16 protein-coding genes are annotated in these 20,833 nt (G+C 48.1%); 8 read left to right on the forward strand and 8 right to left on the reverse strand.

Going from position 1 to position 20,833, the window contains the following annotated elements:
• Positions 1 to 1,435, reverse strand: a 1,435-nt coding sequence (locus tag Q4Q49_RS20190; RefSeq protein ID WP_312000277.1) for a P-loop NTPase fold protein, incomplete at its 3' end; no start/stop codon positions are given.
• 574 nt (positions 1,436 to 2,009) lie between these two features.
• On the opposite strand from Q4Q49_RS20190, the gene Q4Q49_RS20195 reads away from it, so the two are divergent.
• The 3 genes from Q4Q49_RS20195 to Q4Q49_RS20205 all read left to right on the forward strand — a co-directional run bounded on the left by Q4Q49_RS20195 (position 2,010) and on the right by Q4Q49_RS20205 (position 7,245).
• Positions 2,010 to 3,575 (forward strand): cryptochrome/photolyase family protein, encoded by a 1,566-nt coding sequence (locus Q4Q49_RS20195; RefSeq protein ID WP_312000278.1) that lies wholly within the window; start codon positions 2,010 to 2,012, stop codon positions 3,573 to 3,575.
• A gap of 13 nt (positions 3,576 to 3,588) precedes the next feature.
• Positions 3,589 to 4,296, forward strand: coding sequence for an SDR family oxidoreductase (locus Q4Q49_RS20200; protein ID WP_312000279.1), 708 nt, complete (start codon positions 3,589 to 3,591; stop codon positions 4,294 to 4,296).
• Positions 4,297 to 4,908: 612 nt separating this feature from the next.
• Positions 4,909 to 7,245: a M4 family metallopeptidase gene (locus Q4Q49_RS20205; RefSeq protein WP_312000280.1), complete on the forward strand. Its 2,337-nt coding sequence runs from the start codon at positions 4,909 to 4,911 to the stop codon at positions 7,243 to 7,245.
• Between the two features lie 210 nt (positions 7,246 to 7,455).
• Here the strand turns inward: Q4Q49_RS20205 and Q4Q49_RS20210 are convergent, their stop codons facing one another.
• Genes Q4Q49_RS20210 through Q4Q49_RS20220 form a run of 3 tightly spaced genes read right to left on the reverse strand, consistent with a single transcriptional unit; the run spans position 7,456 to position 10,237 of the window.
• Complete coding sequence (locus Q4Q49_RS20210; RefSeq protein ID WP_312000281.1) at positions 7,456 to 8,007, reverse strand: response regulator; 552 nt, start codon at positions 8,005 to 8,007, stop codon at positions 7,456 to 7,458.
• Positions 8,004 to 9,314 (reverse strand): ATP-binding protein, encoded by a 1,311-nt coding sequence (locus tag Q4Q49_RS20215; RefSeq protein ID WP_312000282.1) that lies wholly within the window; start codon positions 9,312 to 9,314, stop codon positions 8,004 to 8,006. Before Q4Q49_RS20215 ends, Q4Q49_RS20210 begins: the two co-directional genes overlap by 4 nt.
• Positions 9,315 to 9,322: 8 nt before the next feature.
• On the reverse strand, positions 9,323 to 10,237 hold the full coding sequence (locus Q4Q49_RS20220) for an SDR family oxidoreductase (RefSeq protein ID WP_312000283.1): 915 nt from the start codon (positions 10,235 to 10,237) through the stop codon (positions 9,323 to 9,325).
• A gap of 178 nt (positions 10,238 to 10,415) precedes the next feature.
• Here Q4Q49_RS20220 and Q4Q49_RS20225 point away from each other — a divergent pair, with 178 nt between their 5' ends.
• On the forward strand, positions 10,416 to 12,266 hold the full coding sequence (locus Q4Q49_RS20225) for an alkaline phosphatase D family protein (protein ID WP_312000294.1): 1,851 nt from the start codon (positions 10,416 to 10,418) through the stop codon (positions 12,264 to 12,266).
• A 4-nt stretch (positions 12,267 to 12,270) separates the two neighbouring features.
• On the opposite strand, the gene Q4Q49_RS20230 is transcribed toward Q4Q49_RS20225, so the two are convergent.
• The 4 genes from Q4Q49_RS20230 to Q4Q49_RS20245 form a co-directional block, all read right to left on the reverse strand.
• Positions 12,271 to 12,660 (reverse strand): hypothetical protein, encoded by a 390-nt coding sequence (locus tag Q4Q49_RS20230; RefSeq protein WP_311891342.1) that lies wholly within the window; start codon positions 12,658 to 12,660, stop codon positions 12,271 to 12,273.
• Positions 12,661 to 12,807: 147 nt separating this feature from the next.
• The gene (locus tag Q4Q49_RS20235; RefSeq protein WP_312000284.1) at positions 12,808 to 13,725 is read right to left on the reverse strand and encodes a pseudouridine synthase; all 918 of its coding nucleotides are present in this window, start codon (positions 13,723 to 13,725) and stop codon (positions 12,808 to 12,810) included.
• Positions 13,726 to 13,778: 53 nt separating this feature from the next.
• Positions 13,779 to 14,354, reverse strand: coding sequence for an LON peptidase substrate-binding domain-containing protein (locus Q4Q49_RS20240; RefSeq protein WP_106649247.1), 576 nt, complete (start codon positions 14,352 to 14,354; stop codon positions 13,779 to 13,781).
• A gap of 200 nt (positions 14,355 to 14,554) precedes the next feature.
• On the reverse strand, positions 14,555 to 15,610 hold the full coding sequence (locus Q4Q49_RS20245; RefSeq protein ID WP_312000285.1) for an alpha/beta hydrolase: 1,056 nt from the start codon (positions 15,608 to 15,610) through the stop codon (positions 14,555 to 14,557).
• A 317-nt stretch (positions 15,611 to 15,927) separates the two neighbouring features.
• On the opposite strand from Q4Q49_RS20245, the gene Q4Q49_RS20250 reads away from it, so the two are divergent.
• From Q4Q49_RS20250 to Q4Q49_RS20265, 4 genes are all read left to right on the forward strand, one after another.
• Positions 15,928 to 18,321, forward strand: coding sequence for a TonB-dependent receptor (locus Q4Q49_RS20250; protein ID WP_312000286.1), 2,394 nt, complete (start codon positions 15,928 to 15,930; stop codon positions 18,319 to 18,321).
• Between the two features lie 149 nt (positions 18,322 to 18,470).
• Complete coding sequence (locus Q4Q49_RS20255; RefSeq protein ID WP_312000287.1) at positions 18,471 to 18,932, forward strand: YhcH/YjgK/YiaL family protein; 462 nt, start codon at positions 18,471 to 18,473, stop codon at positions 18,930 to 18,932.
• A 143-nt stretch (positions 18,933 to 19,075) separates the two neighbouring features.
• Complete coding sequence (locus tag Q4Q49_RS20260) at positions 19,076 to 19,996, forward strand: manganese-dependent inorganic pyrophosphatase (RefSeq protein ID WP_006083317.1); 921 nt, start codon at positions 19,076 to 19,078, stop codon at positions 19,994 to 19,996.
• 209 nt (positions 19,997 to 20,205) lie between these two features.
• Positions 20,206 to 20,820 (forward strand): DedA family protein, encoded by a 615-nt coding sequence (locus tag Q4Q49_RS20265; protein ID WP_226059459.1) that lies wholly within the window; start codon positions 20,206 to 20,208, stop codon positions 20,818 to 20,820.
• The last annotated feature ends 13 nt before the right edge of the window (positions 20,821 to 20,833 follow it).

Below are 20,833 nucleotides of genomic sequence, written 5' to 3' on the forward strand. Positions count from 1 at the left end.
CAATATCTATTCGACTTACCAGCTCAATCCGGTTAAAGGCGGTTCCGCGCAGATCTGAGTAATCCCGCCATGTGTCATTGCTTCTAACGAAACGGGTTAACTTGGCCAGCTCACCTTGCCGGGGATCATCTGCAGGAAACTCGCCACTCAATTGCTCCCAATAGACAAGTAATGGCTCCAAATCGGTGTTTTTATCTTCGTCGTATCCCGACTTAATAAGCCAACCACATATGAAGCCAAATGACTTGGGGAAAGGTGTAGATTTAATATCATCGCCCCCCAGCAAAAACTCGATCACCTCATTGGTACAGCCGACATCCTGCTTAAAACGTTTATAGAGGGTATTATGCTCCTGACGTAACACCAACATGCACAGCAGTACTACCGCATCAAAATAATAATTGCTGGGTATTGAGCGGACTATCAAACGCAGTCTGGTGATCAACTGGTCTATGTCTCTTAATGTGTAATCAAAACGCTCGCACAGCCAACACAACATGCTCTCAATCATATCGATGTCGTTACGTCCATTCTCGCGCTTGGCAAAGCGATTCTGTAAATCCTGCTGCTGTAACCGCATCCGTATGTACGCGTTCCTGTCAGGAATTCTCAGGCTGTAGTCGAGATCGATAAATCGTTTCAGGTAATTAAGTCCATCGAAATTTGGGCCGTAGACCCCCTGAAGACTCTTACTGAGCTGGTCGCGGTTTACGGCAAGCACGAACACCAAGCGATCAATATCAAACAAATGCTTGATACGCTCCAGCACCTCAATGGCATAGGTAGGTTTGCAGCGGTCGAGTTCATCGACAAACACAATCAGGTTGGCTTGGTCCTCGGGCAAGGCATCCAGTGCCGCAGCCAACTGCTGTTTGAATTTGGCCAACGCCTTTTGTTTTACGTTAAAACTGTCTACCAAGCTACCAACTGCATCGCCGGTCAAATCGACAGCAAGCTTTTCGTATTCCTTATCAAGATCCAATGCGCCAAAGGTGGCAGCTTTGGCGGCAGCCACAGCAGTCGCTTTGATAATCCCGGGAGCGCAGGCTTTGGCTTTATTCCACGCCTCTTTTATCGATGGTTTACTCGATTGTGAAGTTAACCAATCATCAAGCACAGATAACATGGGTAACAGTGGATCTTCGGCAAAGTCACTTTCCCAGGCATTAAGGTAGAGACTGACCTTGCCTTTCTTTTCTAGATAATGCTGCCACAGTTTAATAAATGTCGTCTTGCCGCCGCCCCATGGCGCATCGATGGCAAACACCAGCGGCGCCTCGGCATTCAGCAGCACTGGCGTCAGGTTTTCAATTTCCCTACTGCGATCCAGCTTATCGGCAGCACAAGGCCACTCGCCATGAACATTGGGAGGGTTAATACGTAGTGGCATTAGCTTTTTTAGGTAATTATTTGAATTTGCTAAGCTCTCTGGCATGGTTACGTCCCTGTTGCTGATAAATGTTGTTAGGTTTGGATAATGGCAGACTTGTATATTACAACCCATCAGCACATTTGGTTAGGTAAAAAACTAGTAGTTTCATTGAAAAAAAAGATGGAACAGGCAGAACTCTGTTGAGATTAACAGCTAATACCTAAGCCTCAGAAGTTCACCTTCCCCTGCGAAGTTGTCGAAATACGCAGATAAAAATGCCGTGGCGGCATCATGGATGATGGCGCAGGCTCGGGGGGACAGGGATGTCCCATCTGAGCCGTTAGGCAATTTTTATTGGAGTATGAGACCAGTAACTAATGCATGTAACTTCGCTAGGGGCGTCTTGGAGAATCCAAGGAGGATAGGACGAGTAGTCCTCCTTGGTCGGGTGTGGGGTGAAGCCCCACGACTTTTACTTTTACTTTTAAATAATTTAACCGCTTAGGTGTTCTAATAAGTTAACCAATCCCAAATCACAGCGATAAAACTTCCCCTGTAAAGCCACCTTCAGATTGATCCCAACTACTCATATCATCGTAATCCCCAATTGCAAATACCATTCACCAGAGTCCACTTAATGCAATTACAGCAATTCCATACCGTCAGGTTAATTTTAGGCGATCAACTCAATGCCCAGCATTCTTGGTTTAACCGAGTTGATGAGCAAGTGCTGTATGTGATTGCAGAACTGCACCAAGAAAACACTTATGTGACGCATCATGTGCAAAAAATATGTGCCTTCTTTGCGGCAATGGCGCAATTTGCCCAAGAGCTGCGGGCGCAAGGGCATCAAGTGCTCTATTTAACCCTTGATGACACCTTCAATAACACTCAGGGCTATAGCGATCTACTGGGGCTCATTCAACATCAAGTGACGCAGGTTGGCGCGATCAAGTTTGAATACCAAAGGCCAGATGAATACCGCCTACTTGAGCAATTGAGTCAGCTTAAGCTCAACACCGCCGTGGTGAACTGTGTCGATACAGAACACTTTATATTACCGTTTGACGAAATCGATACGCAGTTCCCCGTCGGCAAACACATTATGATGGAGCACTTTTATCGCCGTATGCGTAAACGCTTCAACATCTTGATGCAAGACGGAAAGCCACTCGGTGGGCAATGGAACTTTGATGCCAGCAACCGTCAAAAGCTTAAAACTCAGGATATAAAAGTCTTGCCTGAGCCATTAATGTTTAGCCTCGATGTAACTGAAATTCTCGCTAGGCTTGAGCGTCACCAAATCCCGACCATGGGTCGCATGGATGCGTCATTGCTGTGGCCGATAAACCGTGCGCAAAGCCTCGAGCTATTAACGTATTTTTGTCAGGTTTGCTTGCCTTCCTTTGGCCGCTTTCAAGATGCCATGACAGCGCAACATCCCGCCAAGTGGAGCTTGTACCATAGTCGGCTATCATTCAGCCTTAACAGTAAATTAATCAGCCCGTTAGAAGTCATCAATGCGGCTATCGACAGTTATCAAACAAATGCTGAAATTGATATCGCCCAAGTCGAGGGATTTGTGCGACAGATATTAGGTTGGCGAGAATACGTTCGCGGCATTTACTGGGCCAATATGCCGCAGTACGCCAGCACTAACGCGCTCAATGCCCATGGGACGCTGCCCGATTATTTTTGGCATGGCGACACTAAAATGAACTGCATGCGACAAGCGTTATCCCAATCATTAGATTTTGCCTACGCCCATCATATTCAGCGCTTAATGGTGATCGGCAATTTTTGTTTATTAACTGAAATCAAGCCAAATCAAGTCGATGAGTGGTATTTAGGCGTGTATGTTGACGCCATAGAATGGGTTGAAATGCCCAACACTCGCGGCATGGCCTTGTTTGCCGACGGCGGCATTGTCGGTACTAAACCCTACGCAGCCAGCGGTTCCTACATCAATAAAATGAGTGATTATTGCAGCGGCTGTCATTACAAGATAAAAGAGCGCAGCGGCGCACTCGCCTGCCCGTTCAATAGCTTTTATTGGCGCTTTATGGACAAACACCGCGCGCGATTGTCGCAGAACCCAAGGATCGGCATGCTATACCAAACTTGGGACAAAATGGACGAGTCCGTAAGGCACGCCATATTAGCCACGGCCGAACACAATCTTGCTCATCTAAACCGTTTATAGTGGAGAGTTTGCCATGAAAGTACTTATCGTCGGCGGGAGTGGGGGGATTGGCCAAGCTATGGTTAAGCAAATTCAAGAGACATATCCCGACGCCACAGTGCACGCCACCTATAGGCATCATCTTCCCCAAGACAGGCAGAATAATATCCAATGGCATGCGCTAGATGTGACCAATGAGGCCGAGATTAAACAACTGAGTGAACAACTTACTGAATTAGATTGGCTGATTAACTGTGTCGGGATTTTACACACCCAAGATAAAGGACCAGAAAAAAGCTTACAATCACTGGATATCGACTTTTTCCAGCACAATTTAACGCTCAATACCCTACCCAGCGTCATGCTGGCTAAGCACTTCTGCCATGCCTTAAAACAAAGTGACTCGGCAAGATTTGCCGTGATATCGGCAAAAGTCGGCAGCATTACCGATAACAGATTAGGTGGCTGGTACAGCTATCGCGCCTCAAAAGCTGCGCTGAATATGTTTCTCAAAACACTGTCGATTGAGTGGCAGCGGAACATGAAACACTGCGTGGTGTTATCCCTGCATCCGGGCACCACTGACACGCCATTATCTCAACCCTTTCAACAGAGTGTGCCTCAAGGCAAACTGTTTACACCTGAGTATGTCGCCAACTGTTTGCTACCGATCATTGCCAATGCCACTCCGGCACAAACAGGGTGCTTTTTCGCCTACGATGGCACAGAGTTACCTTGGTGAAATAAGCTGAACAGTGAGTCAAGCCATTGCGACGCATACGGGCTCTTGCAACGTACATATTTCAAAGGCCATCTTTCAAATGGCCCTTGCAAAGTGCATTTTTCAAAATGAATCCGGCAAAGCTATGGATCTTTGCCCTTAAAAAAGGGTTATGCCCAAAAGCACCGCTAATCCTTAAAGCCACCCGCTTAAAAATCACCTACCTAAAAATTACCCGCTTAACCTCGCCATAAAACCCAACCTAACCCAATGAAAATCCATCAATAAAGCACTTTTTACGACTCACAAAACCCGCCATTTGACTAGGCTAAATCGCTATTACCCAAAAGTCCTAATTCGAATTTAAAAGCACCTAAATGAACGCTGAAGATAGTTCCTTTGTACGATTGTTAACACTTTTACATTTAAATAACATCTAAGGTCATGCGGTCATTCACGCTTTACACAGAATAAAAATCTGAGAATCTCCGCCTGAGCAACAGCTCATTCTATTCGGCCATGGCAGAGGTATGCCGACGACCCTGTAGAAATCACAATAAAAAACGCTCGCCCGAGCCAGTTAAGCAGTATGGCATTCCAACGTTAATGACAAACGGAAAAAGGATTTTAAGCATGATGCTAAACAAAAAACTGTCGCTACTCTTCATTGCAGTGTCGGCTACGTTAGGCACATCAGCATTTGCTGCTGATATTGTCGATGTCGGTACACTCAGAAGTGCGTCTTCAAGCAATAATCTAGTGTCTCAGTTCAACTTAGACGCAGGTAGCCAACTCAAAGTCGAGAAAAAACTCGACCTAGGTCAAGGCAAGCAGAAGCAACGTTTACAACAATATTTCCATGACGTGCCTGTTTATGGTTTCTCTGTTGCAACGTCACAATCAAGCATGGGCTTCTACAGCGACATGTCTGGCCGCGTATTAAAAAATATTGAAAAGTCGGCTGATTTTGTCAAACCCACTTTAACGGCTAACAAAGCGTTAGATATTGCCATTCGTGGCAAGTCTGAGAAAGCGGTTGCCGGCCTAAAAGCTGAAAACAAACAAGCTAAATTATGGCTTTACCTTGATGATGCGGCTAAAACTCGCCTCGTTTATGTGACGTCTTTTGTGGTATATGGCGATGAGCCAAGCCGTCCATTCACTATGATTGACGCGCACTCAGGTGAAGTACTCAAGCGTTGGGAAGGGATTAACCACGCCGCGAGCGGTACAGGTCCAGGCGGTAACATCAAGACTGGCCAATACGAATACGGTACAGATTTCTCTTACTTAGACGTTGAAGTGAGCGGTGACACCTGCACCATGAACTCACCTAACGTGAAAACCGTTAACTTGAACGGTGCCACATCAGGCGCAACAGCCTTCTCTTATACTTGCCCACGCAATACAGTTAAAGAGATCAACGGTGCTTACTCGCCATTAAACGATGCGCACTATTTCGGTAACGTGATCTACAACATGTATAGCGAGTGGTACAACACTGCGCCGTTAACTTTCCAGTTAACCATGCGGGTTCACTACAGCAGCAACTACGAAAACGCCTTCTGGGACGGCAGTGCTATGACCTTCGGTGATGGCGCAACGACCTTCTACCCATTAGTGAGCTTAGATGTCTCGGCACACGAAGTGAGCCATGGTTTCACTGAGCAAAACTCAGGCCTTATTTACGATGCTCAATCTGGTGGCATGAACGAAGCCTTCTCAGATATGGCGGGTGAAGCTGCTGAATTTTACATGCACGGCACGAACGACTGGTTAGTCGGCGCAGATATCTTTAAAGGCAATGGCGCACTGCGTTACATGGCAGATCCAACCTTAGACGGAATCTCAATCGGCCATATCGACGATTACTATGATGGTATCGACGTACACCACAGTTCAGGTGTCTTCAACAAAGCCTTCTACACACTCGCAAACTTACCGGGCTGGGATACACGCACTGCATTCCAAACATTTGTGGTTGCTAACCAATTATATTGGACGGCTGACAGCTTGTTCTGGCAAGGCGCTTGTGGCGTTAAATCTGCGGCGACTGACTTAGGCTTAAGTGCTGACGATGTGGTTACTGCGTTTGCCGCTGTGGGTATCACACCTTGTGAAACGCCACCACCACCGCCACCACCAGAAGCGACTGAACTCGCGAACGGTGTCGCAGTGACGGGTTTAGCGGGTGCGTCAGGTAGCAAACAGTACTACAAACTCGACGTAGCAAGCGGTGCAACCAACCTGAGTTTTAATATGTCAGGCGGCACGGGTGATGCGGACATGTATGTTAAATTCGGCCAAGCTCCTACCTCTAGTAGCTATGATTGCCGTCCATACAAAGCCGGTAATGCCGAAAGCTGCCCTATCGATCCAGCCCAAACAGGAACTTATTGGGTCATGGTCAGTGGCTATAGCAGCTACACAGGTGTGAGCCTAGTGGGTGCTTATGACGGTGGCGATGAGATACCAAACCAAGATCCAACAGCGGGCTTTACTGCAAGCTTTGCCAACGGTAACGGTAGCTTCACTAGCACCAGTACTGACAGCGACGGTGATGTCGTTGCATGGAGCTGGAGTTTCGGTGATGGCACAACTGCTTCAGGCGCAAGTGTAAATCATCAGTATGCTCAGTCAGGCAACTACACAGTGACACTGACAGTGACTGACAACGATGGCGCAACAGCAAGCACTTCTGAAGAATTTGCGGTTGAAGTACCAGAAGTGGCGTTAGAAATGACAGTGAAAAACGCTAACAAATCTCGTCGCGGTAGCATTCGTGTTGCACTCGCATGGGAAGGCCATAACGCTGATGAGTACACTATCTTCCGTAACGGCGTTGCGGTTGGTACTTCAAGCAATTCATCGTTTATTGACCGTTTCACTGACCTAGCTGGCACTAGCTTCAGCTATAAAGTGTGTGAAACTAACGGCCCTTGCTCAAACGAAGAAACCGTTAACTTTTAATCGCATAAGATAATCGTATCGTGGCGCTAGCGTAAAATCCTAGCGCCGACTCATCGATAAACTTCTCGTTTCTTGTTAATGCCACTCAGTCTTTTTTGAGTGGCATTTTTTATGCGCAAATTCGGTGCACTAAGCCAGCCTCAATCCCGTCAGCATCCTTATTTCATGTGCTTGAGTCAGCGTCACTGACCAGCATGCGAGAATAAAGCGTTAATTCAAATGGCCACTTTCACCCACAGGTTTTTTGAGTAACTTACGTTGTAAGGTGCGGCGATGCATCCCCAATTGGCGGGCGGTGGCGGACACATTGCCTTGGTTAGCATTGAGTACTTGCTGAATATGTTCCCACTCCAAACGCTTAGGATTGAGGGGCGAGTCATCGACTTCATCTTCTTGAAGGGTATGGGAATGGCCCTCCATTTCCAGCGCAGCGAGCAAGGTTTGAGTATCGACAGGTTTAGCTAAATAATTATCGGCGCCGAGGCGAATCGCTTCCACCGCAGTGGCAATACTGGCGTAGCCGGTGAGCAACACCATGGTCACCTTGGGCAGCAGGTTACGCAGTGGCACAATTAACCCTAAGCCGTTAGCTTCGGCCAGCTTCATGTCCAACAAAATGTGGCTAGGGCGAAACTCCCGCGCCACCAGCAAAGCATCACTGGCATCATGGGTTAGGCGGCACTCAAAGCCGTGGCGCGTAAGCCGTCGGCCTAAAATACTCGCCAGAGAAAGGTCATCCTCGACGATTAACAAACGTTTCATGATCTGACTCCGTCAGCGGCCTTAGTGTTGGGCGATAACGATGCCGCTTTGTCCTTTAGAATCGTAAAGCGAATTTGTGCCACAGTACCGCCTTGGGGATGATTGGCCAAAATCAATTCTGCGCCCAAACGCTCTAGGCTGGCATGACTGAGTAGCAGCGCAACACCTAACCCCTTGGGACTCTCAATTAATAAGGTACCCAATTGCGGCAATAAAGAGGGCGCGATACCAGCGCCATAATCACGGATCTGCAAATAGATTTGAGCTTCACTTGGCGCGATATCTAAGCTGATATCCACCTGCGGCGCACCTAGGGTTTCGACACTAGCGCGGGCGGCATTTTCAATCAAAGCCATGATCGCAGGCGTTAGACTCATATCGGTCAGAATGCTTTGCTCTGCCAGTTGCTCAGGCGCACAGGTAAACAGCCAGTTCAGTTCGGTCTGCGGCATGAGCAGCAAGGTTTTCTGCTTTAAACCGTCCACCAGCTCAGCGATCTTTTGTGGCCGCTGGCGGCGATCGCGGATCGACTCTGTCGCTAATCGCAGCTCGGCGAGCGTATGTTCACAGCGGCCTAACGCAGTCTCCATCTCCACAACCGTTATCGAAGTGCCGCTCATATCTTCTTTTACTTCATCGAGTAACAACCTCAGGCTTGAGAGCGGTGTGGCCAATTGATGCGCCATCTGCGCCGATGCAGTGCCTAGTGCCAAGAGTTGTTCCTGACGCAATTGCCCTTCACGCATATAAGCTAACTGCGCATCTTGGCGGCGCATACGTTTAGTAATCAGCGCCACGCTGGTTGTCATCACCAAAGCTGAAATCACAAAGTTAAACCACATGCCTAAATAGTGGGAGCTCATGTCCATACCATGGTGCTGCATGGGGGATTCGGGCACAGTAAAAATCATCAAGCTGTAGGCTAAGGTTGAAATAGCCGTCAACGCCCAAGGTGCCCAGATTGGCAAAGTCACAGCCGCAAGTGCAATCGGCAGCAGTAATAACGAGATAAACGCATTAGTCGCGCCGCCGGAAAAGTGCAGCCAAGAGATCCAAAATAGTGTGTCTAAACTGAGCGCGATAAAGAGGCCACGCTCCTTGGCAAACAAAGGTTTACGTAAGGCTAATGTGAGTGACAGGTATAACACCTCCAGCACTAACACATGCACTAACGGCTCCATTTGCAGGCTAAGACCAAAGGTGTCGGCGGCAAACATGGTTAAGCCAATTTGCAGCAGCAATCCTAAGGTTCGCAGTAATGCGACTTGGTCGGCGGCCTGTAGACTGGTCCCTAAGATCTTAGCCATAGCCATTCCTACAGTGTGAGTCCGAGTGCGGCCAGTGCGCCACTCGATTGCGTTAATGCTTGGCGTGCACCCGTGGCGAAATCAATGTCGGAGCGAATACCGAGCGCCGCTAAACGTGCACAACTCAAGCTACAGTCCCTTGGCCGTTTGGCATTATCCGTCGGTGTCGACTCAGGCGTTAAGTGTGCCGTGCTGAGTTGTAAAATCTCCCCTAAGGTCAACAGCATCTGATACTTAGTCATAGTCTCTGCGGCGCTAAAGTGATAAATCCCCTGCACGATAGGCGCTTCAATATGCTGTGCAATCATCTTGTCTATGGCTTGGGCAATATCGGCGGTCGAGGTTGGACTTCGCACGGCCCAATGATCGACACCCTGAGCCCGACGATCAATCAATTGGTTAACCAGCACTAGCACAGCAGATTCACTCAGCTTCTCTACTTGGCCGTAAAGGATTGGCAAGCGTAGCACGGCAAAATCAGCACTCGTGTTAAGCACTATTTCTTCGCCCTTTAGCTTAGATTCACCATAAAAATTAACCGGATCAGTGGCGGCATCTTCGGCGTACTTAGGCTGAGTGCCATCGAACACATAGTCGGTGGAGATATAGATAAGCCAAGCATTATTGGCCTTAGCTGCCATAGCGAGGGCTTGGCTGGCGGTTAAGTTAAGTGCCAATGCCGCCTGCGGATTTTGCTCCGACACATCGGGGCGACGCTCGGCGGCGCAGTGCACTATGACTTGCGGTTGCTCGCGGGCGATAAATGCCTCGACAGCCAAAGGGGCTGTCAGATCGAGTTTATGCACTCGCTCACTTGCGCGGCTAAAACCTGTGGCCACAACCTCATGTCCCGTTAATTCAAGCTGTTTTACAACAGCTCGGCCGAGTAGCCCAGTCGCGCCAGTTACCATGATCTTAGCCATATTGCCCCATTCAGTTTCAACTCATGTGTATGACTGACAATTCTAAAAGCTTTTCATATTCAACGCACTTGTTTACTCTTTTAAACCAAACTTACTTAGGGTTAACTCACTTGAGATTAACCTGAGCACCAATAGGCTGAATTTGAGTCCGACACTTCCTCTGATATTGGCAGGCCCTATGCTGCGCCACTGCGATGCCACACATTTTACCTTGTGGTTTGTGAGTCGTGAGCCATTAACTGATCTTACGTTGCGCCTAGGTGAACATGAGGTTCCGTTGCAGGATGCCGATGTGCACTATGTGCCACTCGGGCAGCACGCCCATCAATATCTGATCATGCTGTCGCGACCAGAGTTACTCACGCCGAATCGAGTCACAAATTACCAAGTATCCGCCGCCCAACATGGGGATATTTTTGCCAACATCAGTCAGCTGAACTATGGCGATGCCTCATCGCCAAGTGTGCGTTTTATCCCAGAATTAACCCAAGTATTCCATGGCTCTTGCCGCAATCCGCATCACCACAGTGACGATGCGCTCGTCGCCGCAGATACCTATTTAGCCAAGAGAATCGACACGGGTGTAGCGGACGATCGCCCCGCTCTTATCGTGATGAGTGGCGATCAAGTTTATATCGATGATGTGGCAGGCCCCATGTTAAACGCCATAGGACAAGTCATCGACTTGCTTGGCCTTCAGCATGAGCAATTTGAAGGGGCGAACATAGCCAGTAGTGAAACACTGCATTATCAACCGGCCGATTTGTATCAGCGCCATAAAAACCTGCTGCCGCACACTCAATATCCCGCCAAAACCGCACTATGGCGTTGGTATCGCAATCACCCGATTTTCACTTCCTCCATCGCTGAGAATCATCTTGTCAGCCTGAATGAAATCATCGCCTTGTATTTACTTACTTGGTCGCCAGAGCTGTGGGAATTAGTCAATATCCCCAAGGATGTTGATGGCTTAATACCCGCCAATAACGCCCGCTGGCAGAATGAATGGCAACATTTGCTCGGCTTTAAAGCTGGGCTGACGCAGGTGAGGCGCTTTATGGCGCACATTCCCGTTTACATGATGTTTGACGACCACGACGTCACCGACGACTGGAACCTCACCGCCAAATGGGAACTCGCTGCCTACGAGCATGCATTTTCAAAACGCATTATAGGTAATGCCCTGATTGGCTATACCTTATTCCAAGGGCTTGGCAATGCGCCCGATAAATTTGCTGATGAAATCCGCCCGCTGCTCGATGCTTTTTTTGTACAGCCACAGAGTGAAAGTCAGGATCTACTCATCGACGAATTACTTAAATTTGAGCAATGGCATTACACCTTAGCGACCTCGCCCAAACTTGTGGTGCTCGATACCCGCACTCGCCGCTGGCGCAGTGAATCCAATCTCGCAAAACCTTCCGGCTTAATGGATTGGGAGGCGTTAATGGATTTGCAGCAAGAATTGCTCGGCCAGTCGAAGGTCATTATTGTCTCTCCTGCCCCTATGTTTGGGGTCAAACTGATTGAGGCTGTGCAGCGTACAGCCACGCTGATGGGCGCTTCTTTGTTGGTGGACGCCGAAAACTGGATGGCCCACCCCGGTGCCGCCAACGCGCTACTGAGTATTTTTATGCACCGTAAAACCCCAGAGGAATTTGTGATCCTCTCCGGCGATGTGCATTACTCCTTTAGTTACGACATTAGTATTCGTTTTAGACGCAGTAGTCCTAACATCTACCAAATCACCTGCAGCGGCATTAAAAATCACTTCCCCGAGAAGTTTTTACCGATTTTCGATAAACTCAATGGCTGGTTTTACGGCCACTTTTCGCCACTGAATTTACTGACAAAACGAAAACGTATGTCGCTGCGCGGCAGAAGACCGAATGGTGCGCCGAGCAAACGTTTAGTGAATAAAAGCGGTATTGGGATTTTGGAACTTGCGGATGATGGTGCGCCAACAAAAATTGCAGTTTTACATGGTGATATGAGCGAAACCTTGTTCGAACCTCCCAAACAGGAATAACAAATTAAACGGGTTTATTATGTTTAACCGTCTCAGGCTGAGTGGCGCCCGAACCCGAATCCAGCGGTGGAATATTTTTAGATAATACCTCATCGGTTTCGACTTTCTTCGGCTGTACTTGATTGAAAATCAACGCCTCTGGCTGCGGCTTACCTGCTGGTTTCTCATGTACCATTTGATCCCAAATCACCTTCGAGTCTTGGTCCACATCATCAGCCTCAACGACCGATGCAGCAGACGAACTCGGTTTCTTCGGTTCAATCACCGCAGCCCCCTTACGGATCTCAGCGGCAATATCCTTCAAATAAGGTTGTTTCGTCCAGTCGCCAACAAACATGGCTGCCACTAATACCGCAGCGCAAAGTAAGATAGAGATCATCGCAGATTTGGTCATAATGGACTTCCTTCAAACAATCGTAATATGGCTCCCTATGGCAGAGACTCAGATACTGCTGCTTGTATTCATACCATCACAGGGCCAAGCGCACAATTGCACCCGATCATTTCCTTCAAGCGGACTGGAAATAATGCTTTCCGCTGACTAAAACGCAAAACCCTCACATTGCACGTCGTGATGGATCCCACTCACAGGGTCAATGAAACGTAAACGCTGTGCCATCAACTTAAGAGGCGTCGCAAACTTATCCGGCCCTTTGGGTAATAAGCATGGATAAAATCTGTCGTTTAACAATGGCATACCTAAGCTTTGCATATGCACCCGTAACTGGTGAGTTTTGCCGGTAATTGGGCTCAGGTGGAACAAACCAAGATCGCCTTTTATGGCCACTAGGCTGATTTCGGAATGGGTATTCGCCTCGCCTTCAACGATTTTCATGGTAAAACTCGGGTCGCTCGGCTGCATGCGGTTTTTCACCGTCCAATGCAGGGGCAAAGTTAAGTTTCCCTGTTGATATTGTTCAATAATATCAGGTGTCAGCTTGGCAATCGCTTGATAGTCTTTACGAATAGCATCGTCGATAAATAATTGATGATAAAGGGCGCGGGTTTCGGGCGCGACTGTCATCAAGATCACCCCTGCGGTTTCACGATCAAGCCTATGAGCAGGCGCGATAGTGTCTATGCCGGTGCGTAATCTCAGCCTATGTACCAGACATTCGTTCACATAATTACCGCTTGGGGTCACAGGTAAAAAGTGTGGCTTATAGGCCAGAATGACATTGTCATCTTGGAATAGGATCTGTTCTTCAAAGGGAATTTTCGCTTCAACCGGCACTTCACGGTAGTAATACACCCGCGCCGCTGGACGATATTCAGTGTCCAAGGCGATCAAACTGCCGTCGCGCCAATGCACTTTCCCGTCGAGGATCCGCTGACGCCACACATCTTCACCTATGCGGGCAAAATGCTGCGCGAGAAAGGCAAACACTGTGGGTATATCTGTGACATTCACAGGAAGCACTATGTAAGAAGGTTGGGCGGCGCGGGCAGATGCAGTCATATCACAAAAAAAGCGGCTATATAAAGCCGCTATTCTAGCCTTTTTGTGGTTTTTCAGTCCACATGGGACTTGATAAGTTGCAGCACGAAATCCAATGTTTTGTGGCAATCGGGCTGATTAACTAACACTAATTTGTCTTTATTATACATGGGCAAAACCTCGAGCCAGCGCTGGCTTACCCAAGCCGCATCTTCTAAATGCACTTGAGAATAGAGCTCAAACAGATCGGGATTCACCTCATAAAACTGCTCTAATGCAGCGCTTATTAGCTCAAATTCACCTTTAATCGGCTCTTCTTGCCAGTTACGGCAGGGTAAAGTACGCGCCATCCACAACTTATCTTTGGCCTGCGCCGCCGAGAGGATGCTGACGCGCTGGCGCCCTTCGAGCACTAGGCTGAGTGAATCGTCTTCTAGCTGATTAAAATCGATAATGTCGCACTGGGTAGCGGTGGGGTAACAGGGCGGACTGCCGCGGGGTCGAATGGTGGCAAAAGCGAGCGCATATTTTCCCTTGAAGACATCGGCCACCATGCGCAGATGACCGGGGTCGACTACACGAACCTCTACCCGTCCCTGTGGCAGCAACAAGGCATCGCGCATGAGTAACGCCATTTCTCGTGTTTGCATAGCAACCTCCTGCCCCTCAAATAGAAGGAAACGAATATCAATGCATTCGTATTCCTTATTACCTTAGAGTGTAGCAGGTGGAATAATTTCCTTCCTGAAGCCCTTGAGTGCAAAAATAAATTGGCGACCAAACTAGGCTAAATCAGGGCATTTCAAACCAGCCATTTTAAACCCCGTTTTCTGGACCACCGCACTTAAAACTAAAAGCGCTCTAGTCGCTCCAGCACATTTCCCTTAGCAACAACCTCGGCAAACTCCTCGGCCAGACGTTCACTCAAGGCCACCGCTGTTCGCCAGTATTGCATCCGCTGCGCCGTATCCAGTTGTTTAAAATCTTCGCGGTCGGGGATTTTACCAAAGGGCAATGAAGCCACAAATTCAGCCGATGGTGCTAACACGAGTGCATTGTGATAATTGGCTCGACCTTGGCGCCACTTCAAGGATTTATCGAACCATCCTGGGCTGATCGGTGGATAAAAATGTGGATACAGCGTCAACCCCGTAGCGTGGGATAAAGGCAAATCGAAGTGATAGTCGGTAATGCCACCATCGTAATATTGCCCATCGGCAACGCCCTCAATTTGCGGTACGGGGGCTAGCAATAATGGAATTGATCCCGTTGCTAACATCACAGCATCGACATTGGCCTCGGTTAACTCGGCCTGCTGACTAGGTAAGTCATTGAGTTGCAAAAAGGGAGAGGCTGCAGCTTGTTGGCTAAAGACCACACGTTCAAAATGCCAGCCTAAACTTCGGCGGCTGACTAAGTTAGTCGCCGCCGTTATCGCCAGCCCCACAACGAGTGGCAGCTTTGCCGTTAAACGATTTAAATGTTTGCCGCGGCACACTACTAAATGACTGTGGATATGAGCGTTGTTGACTATCTCACTACTGCCTCTGGCGCCTAAAATCCCCTGCACTACGCCTTTAACTTGTGCACTGACTTCCTGCGGAGTTGGCATACTGTCGTAACGCTGACCAATATAAAAATCCTCTAAGCGACCATAGGCTGCGAGAGGATCTTGCTGCGCCAAGCAGGCTAAACGCCACGCCCCTGAAGACGCGCCAAGCGTATAAAGCGGTGTTTGTCTGTTTTTGAAAAACTCAGAAAACAGATACTTATCTAGCCCTGCGATACCAAGCCATTTAGGTCCACCGGAGGCGGCAAGTAGCTGGGTAAAATGTTCAGATTTAAGGCCTTGTTCTGCCAAGGTATTAAATGCTGTTGCTCCCGCGAGAAATCGTAACGCTGACAAATCTGTGTTCCTTCAAGCCAGTGCCATTAAAATGAAATAACGCATTAAACCACGATGGCGCACGTCAATAAACAATTCATATCATCGACTTAACTCGCCAAAACACCCAAAGCACATCTGCCGATAACAAGGTTTAATCCATATATTCAACTGCATTTTAAACATTAACTAGAACACTCGGCTCTGAGTTAGCACATTTATGTCTAGATGTAACAATTGTTACAGTGATAACCTTCTCCACATTGAATTGTTACGTTACCTTTAATCTGCACTCCTAAGTTCGAGTATCGGGTTACAAACATCATTGAGAGGTTTTTATGCGCCTAGGGATTATCGCATTGGCAGTATCATCTATACTCGCCATTCCAGCTGTTCAAGCCGAAGAGCAACAGCCTGGCTTCGAGAAAATCGAAATCATAGGTTCACGCATAGCACTGCGCACGGCAACTGACAGTGTTGCCCCTGTAGACATTATCACTGCCGAGCAGCTCGAATCGACCGGTATGACTGAAACCGCTAAAGCACTGCAATTTGCCGCCCCAAGCTACAGCTTCCCATTCTCCTCAGTGACTGACGGTTCAGATGCGGTGCGCCCCGCGAGTTTGCGCGGCCTGTCACCCGACCACACCTTAGTACTCGTTAACGGCAAACGTCGTCACGGCTCAGCGCTAGTGCATTTAAGTGGCACTGTGGGTAAAGGCTCATCTAACGTCGACTTAAACGCTATCCCTATGACGGCGATTAAGCGTATCGAAATTCTGCGTGATGGTGCCTCGGCACAATACGGATCGGATGCAATTGCCGGCGTCATCAACGTGGTGCTAAAGGACAGCGACCAAGGCGGTAGCATCTCGGCTCAAGCAGGACAAACCTACATAGGTGATGGCGAGCAATGGCGTGTGGGTGTAAACCACGGCATCAGTTTAAGTAACGATGGCTTTGTGAATGTATCCCTAGAAGCCCACCATAAAGACAGCACTAACCGCGCTGGATTGGACCCTCGTCAACAGTATGAAAAATTACCCGATGGCTCAGCCGATCCCCGCGAAGCCACATTTAACCGTAAGAGCCACCAGGTCGGCGATGCCGAATATGACAACTTAGGTCTATTTATCAACGCTGCCCAGCCCATCACAAAAGATGGCAAACTCTATGCGTTTGGTGGCATCAGCCAACGTGAAACTAAGTCAGGCGCCTTTTACCGCCGCGCACTCGACGCCCGTAACTTAACTGAAATCTATCCAGATGGTTTCTTGCCGCAAATCAATCCTAAAATTATCGATGCGTCCTTAGTGCTGGGGTATGAATTCAGCCTAGGCGAGTGGAATATTGATACTTCGGCTGGCCATGGTGAAAACTCATTTAACTACAATATTGTTAATACCTTAAACGCCTCTTTAGGCCCAGATAGCCCAACCGAGTTTGACGCGGGCACACTCACGACCCGTGAAACCAATCTTAATATTGATGCCTCGCGCTATTTTGCCTTTGCCAATGACTCTGAAATCCTGTTTGCGACAGGTGTGTCGTGGCGCCAAAACGGCTATCAAATTGAAGCGGGCGAAACAGGTTCATACATCAATGGGGGTTACGACAACCGCGCTGCGGGTAGCCAAGGTTTCACCGGTTTTACCCCTGAGTCGCAAGTGGATGAAACCCGTGATAACACTGGCGTTTATATGGAACTCGAGAACCAGTTAACCAATGAGTTTTACTGGGCGGCGGCGCTGCGCTACGAAAACTATTCTGACTTTGGTGGCAACACCAGTTGGAAATTAGCGGGCCGTTACGACTTCACCGATAACTTAGCCCTGCGCGGTACCATCAACACTGGCTTTAGAGCGCCGAGCGTACAACAACTGTACTTCAGCAATATCTCGACGCTGTTTAATCCCGATCCTGTGACTGGCCAGCTGGTGCCTATTGAGTCAGGCACTTTCAACACCCTATCGCCAGTGACCAAAGCACTGGGTATTAATGAGTTAGATCCCGAACTATCCCAATCATTTAGCTTAGGCTTGGTGTACACCAATGACACGGGCTTAGCACTGACATTAGATGCCTATCAAATCTCCATCGATGATCGCATTATTCTGTCGAGCTCAGTGACGCCTAATGATTCGCCCGCCGTAGCGGCCGCGTTAGCGGGCACCAATGCAGAATCGGCGCGCTTCTTTATCAACGCTGTCGATACTCGCACCCGTGGTGTTGACCTTGTGGTGAGCCAAGATTTTGATATCGGCTCTTGGGGTGATTTACGGGCGAACTTAGCCTATGCCTACAATAAGACTGAAATCCAAGATATTCATTTCCCAGAAATTTTAGATGGGTTAGGCAAAAAGCTATTCGATAGCATAGAACAAACTCGCATGACCTCGGCGACGCCGCATAACACAGGTAACTTGGGCTTGACCCATGAGCTAGGCGACTTTAAGACCAATATTCGCCTCAGCTACTTTGGTGATTACACTGTTGGCTATGCCACGGGTGATGTGAATTACAGCGATCAATGGGTGATGGATCTGTCGGTGAGATACGCAGCAACCGATGCGCTAAGTTTCACCGCTGGAGTACAAAACCTGTTTGATGTGTATCCCGAAAAAACACCCGCGATTAACAGCAACAACGGCATTTTCGTCTATCCATTAACCAACACCCCGTTTGGTTTTAATGGTGGCTACTATTTCTTAGAAGCTAAATACACTTACTAAGCGAGTCTTAGCGAACAAAGTGACACTTGATATAAAAACAGGCCATGCTACGGCCTGTTTTTTTATGTCTCAAGCTTATGTCCTAACGGCGACTATCTGATTATAATCTTTACAATTCACTCATTCACATCCGCCATGTCGAGTAACCGATGATCGTCGATACCTTAGCAAACCGCCATATTTATCAATCCCTAAGCCCTCGGCTTGCCACAGCATTAGAACATCTTGCCACCACAGATTTTAGTCAGCTGCCCGTGGGCAATTATCCCCTCGATGGCGACAACATTTTTGTGATAGTCAACGACTACCACACTAAGCATAGATCGACAGAACCCTTTGAAGTGCATCAAAAATATATTGATGTGCAATATGTGTTCAGTGGTGAAGAAGAGTTTGGTTACTTGCCACTAGCGGGCCAAACACCCTCAAAACCCTATTTTGACAAACACGATTACGCCGAGTTTGATTACGAGGCAAACCAAGCCAATGCCTCTTATGTGCAACTCAAAGCGGGTATGTTTGCGCTATTTTTTCCCGGTGACATGCATATGCCAGGCACGGGCGATATCGCCACAGCAGTGCGTAAAGTCGTGATAAAAGTAAAGATCTAACCCTTAAGCCATCTTTGCCGAACCTCAGCTCGGGATTTTTAGCGTTATAGCGTCTTAAGCGCGCAGTGATATGCGCTTTGGCTATTTCCGATCCGAGCCAAATATTGCTAAAATTGCCACAAATTTAAAGGAGAGTCCCTGAAATGCCTATTTACGTTGTCGGTCACAAGATCCCCGATTCTGATTCAATCTGCGGTGCTATCGCGTTAGCCTATTTAAAAAACCAAATCGGTGAAGAAGCCATTGCCGCACGTTTAGGTGAATTGTCACCCGAAACCGCTTTTATTCTAGAACGTTTCGGCTTCGAAGCACCGGAATACAAAACCAGCTACGCTGGCGAGCAAGTGTATATCGTTGACCATTCAGAACTGACTCAAGCACCGGATGATATCGCCCAAGCGACCATAGTCGGGATTGTCGATCACCACAAGCTTGGCGATCTGACCACAGATACCCCGTTAGAATGCTGGATCCGCCCAGTGGGTTGCAGCAACACAGTGATCAAGATGATGTTCGACTTTTACCAAGTCGCTATCCCTAAAAATATCGCTGGCATTATGATGTGCGCCATTTTGAGCGATACCGTGATTTTCAAATCACCGACTTGCACTACTGCCGACATTCGTTGCGTTGAAGCCTTAGCTGAAATCGCCGGTGTTGAAGATTTCAAAGAACTGGGCATGGAAATGTTCAAAGTGAAATCAGCCGTGCAAGGCACACCTGCACGTGACTTAGTAATGCGCGACTTTAAAGACTTCAACATGAACGGTAACTTAGTCGGTATCGGCCAGTTAGAAGTCATCGACCTGTCAGTATTTGACGATATCAAGGCCGAGTTAGAAGCCGATATCAAAGCACTGAAAGTGGAAGGCAATCGCCACAGCGTATTGTTACTGCTGACTGATATCATGAAAGAAGGCTCAGAGCTGTTAATCGTATCTGACGATAGCGACCTGACCCAACGCGCCTACGGTAAAGATACCGTCGATGGCAAAGTCTGGTTAGACGGCGTATTAAGCCGTAAAAAACAAGTCGTTCCACAGCTACAAGCGGCATTCGCATAGTCGTTTTATCGTCGCGACAGTACTGACATTAAGGCCGAACTGAGTTCGGCCTTTTTTATATTTCAGGTAAAAGCTAATAACCCCTGCGTTACACTTATTCACCGCCGCTAACTAAAACTGGCATGAAACTTTGCTCATAAATCTATCCCGCCAGATAAATTGGCGAGTATGATGGGCTAATTGTCCCACTGATTCGATCACTTTCATCCATGCCAGAAGCGCTACAACATATCATCACCGAACTCACCCCTTGGCTGCAGCAATATGGCTATGTGCTGCTATTTGTCGCGATTGCTGTCGAGGGTTTTGGCATTCCAGCGCCGGGGCAATCCTTATTGATTGTCGCCAGTTTATTAGCTGCTGCAGGGCAAATGTCACTGCCATTGGTGTTGATCGTCGCAGCTTGCGCTGCACTCTGCGGTAACAGCTTGGGATATTTTATCGGTTGGCGCTTTGGTGATGTATTGCTTAAGAAGGGCTGGATAAAACCGCAATTGGAAGACAAAATCCATGGCGTTATTGGTCAATATGGCATTGCCGCTTTAGTGCTGAGTCGTTTTGTTGAGGGATTAAAACAATTTATGTTTATCGGCTGCGGCTTGGCTAAAATGCCACTTAAGCAATTTGTAATAGGTAATGCCCTAGCCACCAGCATTTGGGTGGCACTCTTTGGTTTAGGCCCAGTGTTAATCCGCGATGAAATAGCTCCCATGCTGGCGTTTTACCACCAGCACAAATACCCCACATGGGCCATTGTCAGCCTAATACTCGCCGCGTTAATCACTTTTACTTGGCGCAGGTGGCAAACCAAAAATCCGCAGTAAGCGATTTAGGATC

Source organism: Shewanella sp. SP1S1-7 (assembly GCF_031932105.1).
GTDB lineage: Bacteria > Pseudomonadota > Gammaproteobacteria > Enterobacterales > Shewanellaceae > Shewanella > Shewanella baltica.